Origin of the sequence: Streptococcus sp. DD11, from assembly GCF_001578865.1 — a bacterium.
Lineage (GTDB): Bacteria > Bacillota > Bacilli > Lactobacillales > Streptococcaceae > Streptococcus > Streptococcus panodentis.
Genome location: NZ_KQ969396.1, coordinates 18,322 through 25,595 on the forward strand (window position 1 = coordinate 18,322; position 7,274 = coordinate 25,595).

General features: G+C 46.1%; 7 protein-coding genes. All 7 read right to left on the reverse strand.

The window, feature by feature from the left end; translation table 11 throughout:
• The coding region (locus STRDD11_RS09530; RefSeq protein ID WP_164828457.1) for an ABC transporter permease at positions 1-998 on the reverse strand (998 nt) is incomplete at its 3' end.
• Between the two features lie 8 nt (positions 999-1,006).
• Positions 1,007-2,746 (reverse strand): ABC transporter ATP-binding protein, encoded by a 1,740-nt coding sequence (locus STRDD11_RS09535; RefSeq protein ID WP_128837134.1) that lies wholly within the window; start codon positions 2,744-2,746, stop codon positions 1,007-1,009.
• A 544-nt stretch (positions 2,747-3,290) separates the two neighbouring features.
• On the reverse strand, positions 3,291-3,836 hold the full coding sequence (locus STRDD11_RS09540; protein WP_128837309.1) for a GNAT family N-acetyltransferase: 546 nt from the start codon (positions 3,834-3,836) through the stop codon (positions 3,291-3,293).
• Between the two features lie 118 nt (positions 3,837-3,954).
• Positions 3,955-4,410, reverse strand: coding sequence for a type II toxin-antitoxin system HicB family antitoxin (locus STRDD11_RS09545; protein ID WP_128837135.1), 456 nt, complete (start codon positions 4,408-4,410; stop codon positions 3,955-3,957).
• 37 nt (positions 4,411-4,447) lie between these two features.
• Positions 4,448-4,627: a type II toxin-antitoxin system HicA family toxin gene (locus tag STRDD11_RS09550; RefSeq protein WP_164828458.1), complete on the reverse strand. Its 180-nt coding sequence runs from the start codon at positions 4,625-4,627 to the stop codon at positions 4,448-4,450.
• A gap of 113 nt (positions 4,628-4,740) precedes the next feature.
• Positions 4,741-5,004, reverse strand: coding sequence for a hypothetical protein (locus STRDD11_RS09555; RefSeq protein WP_241209395.1), 264 nt, complete (start codon positions 5,002-5,004; stop codon positions 4,741-4,743).
• Positions 5,001-7,274 (reverse strand): ZmpA/ZmpB/ZmpC family metallo-endopeptidase (locus tag STRDD11_RS14540; RefSeq protein ID WP_277592870.1); only part of this gene is annotated, 2,274 nt, incomplete at its 5' end. The genes STRDD11_RS09555 and STRDD11_RS14540, both read right to left, overlap by 4 nt.

Genomic DNA, 7,274 nt, shown 5'->3' on the forward strand with positions numbered 1-7,274 from the left:
TCATCCGGCTCATCCAGCACTTGGAAAACCCGGTCTAGGGAAGACTTGGCACTTTGCAGCTGACCTGCCAGCTGGGTCAGATTTTGAATGGGCTGATTGACCTGCCAGACATACTGGACAAAGGCCTGCATATTTCCAATAGTCAGCTGGCCGGAGATGACCTGCAGACCACCGACAAGGGCCACAATCAGATAGGTCAGATCCGAAATAGCGTGCAGGACCGGCATCATGAGACCGGAAATGAAGCTGGCCTTGAAGCCGACTTCCTGCAGATTTTGGGTGATACGGCGGAAATCTGCAGCAGAACTTTCCTCACGCCCATAAAGCTTGAGCACATTAAAGCCGGTCAGATTTTCCTGAACAAAGCCATTCATAGCACCCAGAGCATCCGCCTGCTGCTTAAAATAGGGCTGGGATTTTTTCAGGATGCAGTTGGCCCCCCAGTAGGTCAGGGGAATGCTGACGATGACAATCAGTGCCAGCTGAAAATTGAGATACAGCACCATACCCATGACGAGGACAATGGTCAAAACAGCATTGACAATCTGCAAAAAAGACTGCTGCAGGGCATTGGATACCGTCTCCACATCGCTGGTAAAACGGCCCAGCATATCGCCGAACTGATGCCGGTCAAAGTAAGAAACCGGAATCTGGTTAATCTTGCAGCTGAGTTCATTGCGCAGATCCCGAACCATCTTCTGCACAGTATTGGTCATGAAATAATTGGAATAATAGGCTCCAATCTCATAAAACAAGGCTCGGACAAAATAGAGCAGCATAATCCAGGCTACATAGCTGGTGTTCAGCTGCGCGCCAGCGACACCATTGGCCATATCCAGCAGATTCTTGGTCAGCTCGGTAATAGCCAAGCCCAGGACAAAGGGCTCCAGCACATTCATCACGACGCTGACAATCTTGAGAAAGACAGCCAGAAAAAGCGACGCTTGATAGACTTTTAAATAGCCCCATAAACGGACAAAACTGTGTTGTTTTTTCATAAGACCTCCTATCCTTCTTCTGTCAGCGATTGATTGTTGAGCTGCGAATGGGCAATTTCCCGATAAATGTCATTGGTCACCATTAACTCCTCGTGCCGGCCGCGGCCCACGATTTCCCCCTTGTCCAGAACGATGATCTGATCTGCATCCATAATAGTTCCTACCCTCTGAGCCACAATCAGCACGGTGGCATGGCCCGTCACTTCCTTGAGCCGGCGGCGCAGGGTCGCATCCGTCTTGTAGTCCAGAGCTGAGAAAGAATCGTCAAAGATATAAATATCCGGCTCCTTGACCACCGCCCGGGCAATGGAAAGCCGCTGCTTCTGACCGCCTGACAGATTGCTGCCACCCTCAGCCAGATAGGCCTCAAAACGCTCCTCCTTGCTTTCGATAAAGTCTCTGGCCTGAGCCACATCGGCCGCCTGACTCAGCTCCTCATGACTGGCGTCTTCCTTGCCGTAGCGGAGATTTTGAGCGATGGTTCCAGTAAACAGCAGTGCTTTCTGAGGAATGAAACCAATCTTTTGGCGCAGAGCCTTTAAGTTGTAAGCCCGCACGTCTACACCATCCACTAAAATCCTGCCCAGCGTCACATCATAGAAACGCGGAATCAGCTGAACCAGCGAAGATTTGCCCGAACCGGTAGAGCCGATAAAGGCGATGGTTTCGCCCGGCTTAGCCTGAAAGGAAATGTTATGCAAGACTGGGCTTTCAGTTTCTCCCGGATAGGCGAAGGTCACGTTGTCAAACTCCAGATAGCCCCGGCTGTCCGTTTCGGTTATGCCGTCTTCATTAGGATTGATGGAGATTGGCATGTCCATGACTTCCTGCAGCCGCTCACTGGAAACCGCCGTCCGTGGATACATGGTAAAGAGATTGGACAGAAAGAGAAAAGACAGAAGAGCATGGAAGCTGTACTCGATAAAGGCCACCAAATCCCCGATTTTCAGCTGGCCGCTGCCCAGCGGTTCCAGTGCATACCAGACGATAGCCACAATCATAGCAATAATAATCTGCACAAAAAGCGGCTCAGTTAGGCCCGTCAGCTTAAAGAGCTTGTTGGAATTAGCAGCATAGACTTCATTTTGCGAAGCGAAGCGTTCTTCCTGAAACTCCTCCCGCGCGAAAGCCCGGATAACCCGCAGTCCTGTCAGATTTTCTCTGGCATACTGGTTGATTTTGTCCAGCGTCTTCTGCTGCTTTTCAGACAGCGGCCGTGTCTTAACCGCTACATAGCAGACGACAATAGCCAAAAAAGGAACCGATGCTGCGACAATCCAAGCCAGCGACGGACTGGTCAGGAAAATCATGAGAATGGAAGACAGCATCATAAGAGGGGTCACCACTCCCATCTTCAGGCTCTGCTCAGCAAACTGCATGAGAACAAAGGCATCACTGGTAATCCGTGTCACCAGAGAGGACACACCAATCTGCTCATACTCATGATGAGAATACTCCTGCAGCTTATCATAGAGATCATTGCGCATATCCCGCACCATGCTGGTCGTGAGCTTGCCTGCCGCATATGAAAGAACGATACGGCCAAGAACGCCGGCCACAATGACCAGCAGCATGATGAAGGTCCAGTAATAAAGCCTTCCGGTATCGCCTTGATTAATCCCTTCATCAATCATCCGGGCCAGTACCGTGGGCAGACCCAGATTGACCACAACAAAGAAAATTGCTCCTAAAAAGTCCAGTATCAGCCACTTGGGATACTTTTTCAAATAAGACCAAATGTATAGCATCGTCTCTCCTTTACTTTTTCACACTTTTTGAAAATCACACTATCGTTATTTATAGTCTTTTAGTTTGCTTTTAGTAGTGAGAGTGAGACAGACTCCCATGATGGCTGCGTCCTCACCCACAGAGGGATGTACCTTTTGGAAGGTACCGTATAAAAAATCGGTAAGACGGAGTCTTCGATTTTTTCAGCAAGTCTTCCTTTCTAGTTGCTGACCTGAAACAGCCTAACCCCAGGCTGTTTCACTCCCACCTCCGCACAGCAGGGGTTGACAGAACCAAAGCGCCGAATGAACTGTGCAGGAGAGATTCTAGTCGACTAAAGTCAGAATCTCTCTCAACCACTGCGTCTTGCAAACTAACGGCAAAAATATAGAAAGTTGGGTACTGTTGTCCCAGCTTCATTAGACAGAAAAGAGCGCGCAACCGCACGCCTTTATAAAATATTATAACAGATATGTTACAAAAAAGCAAAGTAAACCTACTGTATGTATGTGCCTAATCTTAACCTTAAAATGGTGAAATGATTCATGGCTGCAGACAGGGATTCTAACCATCGCGCCGTTTGATCTCAAAATCAAAAGCGCCCTCTTTCTGTATCAGACGAAAAATATCCCGATAAGCTGCCTCATCAAAGGCAGGTCCGCGATAGAGAATCTCAAAGCTCAGACCCTCATATTCCAAGAAAGCATCCGCCGAACGAAAACCATTCTGCCGGTAAAAGTCCATGCGCGCCAAGCGCTGATCCAGATTGTCGCAGGGCTCATCCACCCTTTCCACTTCCAGCACCATGGTCTTTTGGTAAAAATCAATCAACTTATCAATAATCTGACCGCCGTAGCCATGACTGCGCAAATGAGAGGCCACTGCAAAGAAGCTGATATAAAACATGCTGGCATTATGCACGGCAAAAGCAAAACCGACAAATTCGCCCCCATCATAAAAGGCGAAAAAATTAGAAGTATCACCGTTGCCGTAGCGGAGCAGCTCCTCCAAAGGCACCCGTTCTTCCTCAGGAAAAGCCTCCTCATTCAGCTGCTCCACCTTATCCAAATCCGGAAAATCTGCTGTAATAATCTGACTGGTTAAAGACATCATTCCTCGCTTTCTGCGGACCATGCCCCGGCCCGCTGCTAAAGTTACCCTATTATATCACATTGAGAGGGATTGCGGGAACATTCCAAACGAAAGAAACAGCCTAGCACCATGGGAGCTAGGCGTGTAATTTCTTATCCGCAATGGCGTCGGTTAGGGTCTGGGAAAAATTCAGCCCCATTTCCCGGCCCAGCTTATCCGCCCAGCGGGGAATGGTCAGGGTCTTCTTAACAGGCTCCTGCTGGCCCAGATATGCTGCCACATCCACATTGACAAATGAAATAAAAGACTTGTCCGGATCAAAATCCAACGTGATTTCAGCATCATCCTTAAAAGGATTGTTCTCAGTCAAAGACAGGCTCTTGAGATTGGACGGCACAGGAAGCTCCTGATTCTTTTCAATCAAATCCGCCACCATCAAGCCCAGGTAATCCGAAGCCATAAAGATGGCATCAGAAATGTCCTTGCCTTGTGTCCCCACCCCGCCAATATCCGGAAACCAGACAAAGTAAGGCGCCACATCTTCACCCTCAGAATTATCATAATAAAACAAAGCTGGATAGGTTATGAGCATATTACTACCTCCTCATTCAAAAGCAGAGACTAGACAATTAGAGTCTAGCTTGCTTTCGTATTCCTCTTTCAGTAAATTTGTTCAATTCACCATGAGGAACTGTGATGGGACGCTCTCCAGGCTTTTCCATCTTGATATGGGAGCCTTTACCGCCCTTGGTCTTTTTCCAACCGTGAGCAGCCAAGAGTTTAACCATCTCCTTTTGTGTCATAGGCATAGCGCTTTTACCTCCTGACAAGACTATTATAACACGTGTGGCACGTGTAGTCAAGAACAAGGAGGCATTCCTGCAGTTTTATTTAGAAGCTAAGTTTTTAGAAAATAGAGTAACTAATTCTTTCTTTCAAGACATTCATCCAGATACTCTAAAATAGTAGAATAAATCTTTTTACAGGAACCATACTGCCATTCAAAGACAGAGCCATTGGAATCAAGTAAAATGAGTATCCCATCAAAACCTAAATCCTCAAGAATGAACATATTTACAGGAAAATCAGGATAGGTTTCACGCGCCTCCTTTGTTGATTCGACAACATCAAGATAGTCAGGACCATTCAATCCCTGCCATTCACTCAGCCAACTGAAAGCAGTCATTTTTGATTTTCAAAAATGGAGGTTCTGAAATCATCGGTTTGATGGAGATAGGCCTTAAAGACTGCTTTTTTGAGTTTGTGCACAGCACTGTCATATTCTGGATTATAGCCGCTCCAATCATATCGATTGTCTGCTGCATCCTTGCGGACTGCTTCATCCATCAATGCCTGCAGCTCTTCTGCCCTACTTATCGTTTTAGTAGCAAAACTAGTCCATGGTTTTGTCGGATCATCAAAGGTTACTTTATTCAGTGCGGCAAACTTATTTTTACGCTCTTCATACATAGCCTTCTTGAAGTCAGCCCAATGTTTAAATTGACCATTGAATACCTTTTCCAACACCAGATCATCTGTTACGAGTCCTCTCGTTTTGCCGTAAATTCTGATTGTTTTGCCGCTTTGTTTCGCATCTTTCTCATACTGGTTAGAGATATAGGGAACCATTCCCTCTTTAAAGCCTTTAGCGGCCAACAGCTCATAGGCTATCCGGCGTCCCATCAGATCACCGGGAGTCCCTTTTTCGCTGCTTAGGGCAGAATAAATCGGAGAGAACAGTTTAACAGTATGATAGCCATTTCTTTCTACATCGCCATTTTTGTATTCACGCGCCGAAAGAACATTATGGTCAATGAGACTCTCAAATGAGTTTAATTTCTTGGCGTCTTCCATTGTAAGATTTTTTACTACATTGGTTGCGTAGACATCATTTCCATCAGCAGCCCTGACATATTTATTCTCGATTTTTCTCAGGGCGCTGACCTTCTGTACATCTGATAAGTGGTTAATGACAGACATCCCCTCCAGATATTCCAGCATGTAAATGACGTCAAACATATTATGGACATAATTTTTCAGGTCATCTGCATTTTTGAATCTTTCAGTTGGGTCAAGGACCTGCAAACGCGTTTTCTCAGTCACATCATTCTGATCGTATTTCAGAATGGAGTTGATTGCGATGATTGCATCATCTGGATGATCTGGAGCTTGCAGTAAGCCTTTTGCGAAGAACTCTGGACCAAGCCCGCTTCTTCTTCCATACCCGCCTAAATAAATCTCATTATCAGAATCATGCGTCATTTCATGAGTATAGGTAATGGCGCCATCTTTGTCCAGCATGCGGTAGCTCATATAATAGACACTGTCTCCAGTAGCATAAGCACCATGCTGATTGTGCACAACCTTGTTTCCAACCGGTCCAAAAAAGTGCTTCATGGCCGGCTTCGGACTGTCCAAATGAGCCTCAACTGCAGCACTGCCAACCGTAGTATCATCTCCCAGCCGATAGGCATCATAGAGCAGAATATTTCGATACAGTTTTTCACGCCCCTGCTCGTCTAATATTCTATACCAGTAATCATAATGATCTCGCTGGCGTTTGGCAGTTTCCTGAGCCTTTTCTTCAACAAACTGATTGAGCTCCTCTCCTGCCCGATAGTCCCTGTTTCTGTATCGGTCATAAGCACCAAAACCAAGACTGGAAATAGTAGAAAGCACAAATACAGACCTTTCTGGCAGGGTCAGCAGAGGCAGGACCATATTTTGGTATTTCCAAGTCTCACTGGTAATCCTATCATAAACCCCGATAGAATACTTGCTGCCGGCTTGCTCTTGTTTTGCTTTCACCTCTGGTATAGTCGACTTTTCTTCAACGATATAAGCCTTGGTCTGTTCCTTAAACCATTCGTTGTTTGTTTTGTTTGGCAAAAATACCTTTCGATAAGCTTCAAGTGTGCTGAACAAATCTTTGGCAGCATGACTGGCTGCAAGGCTGCTGCGATACGTTTCTACATTGTTTTTCGCCAGAAGGCTGTCAAACCCTGATTTGCCTAACTCAATAATCGTATCCAGCGGCGAGGCATTGCCCTTGCCAAAGAAATCCATATGGTAGATGAGGAAGTCTTTGACAGAAATGTCGCCGTAGTTAAAGCTATACCAACGCTCCAAATAGGTCAAGCCCAGAAGTAGGGCTTCCTTGTTGCGTTTGATTTTATCTATGACATAACCAGCAATCGCTTGATGATCATCTGCAAGGACTGCGTCAGCTGATAATAGTTTTTTCAGTGTACTTTCCAGATTTTCCTTTGTCTTGCTAAACTGCTCATCTAAGTATAATTCTGTCAATTTAACTCCCGAAGAAATACCCAGTGTGTTTCTAACAGCTTCTGACTGATAATCGACCGCCTTCAATTCAGGCAAAACAGCATCAATAATCGTAGAATAGCTAGACAAGAGCTGATTTGGAGTATAAAGGAGACCTGTATCGCCCACACT

Excerpts from the sequence above, each read along its gene's own strand:
- STRDD11_RS09555 (WP_241209395.1), bottom strand. The coding sequence starts at position 5,004 with ATGACTGCTTTCAGTTGGCTGAGTGAATGGCAGGGATTGAATGGTCCT.
- STRDD11_RS09535 (WP_128837134.1), bottom strand. The coding sequence starts at position 2,746 with ATGCTATACATTTGGTCTTATTTGAAAAAGTATCCCAAGTGGCTGATA.
- STRDD11_RS09545 (WP_128837135.1), bottom strand. The coding sequence starts at position 4,410 with ATGCTCATAACCTATCCAGCTTTGTTTTATTATGATAATTCTGAGGGT.
- STRDD11_RS09550 (WP_164828458.1), bottom strand. The coding sequence starts at position 4,627 with ATGCCTATGACACAAAAGGAGATGGTTAAACTCTTGGCTGCTCACGGT.
- STRDD11_RS09540 (WP_128837309.1), bottom strand. The coding sequence starts at position 3,836 with ATGTCTTTAACCAGTCAGATTATTACAGCAGATTTTCCGGATTTGGAT.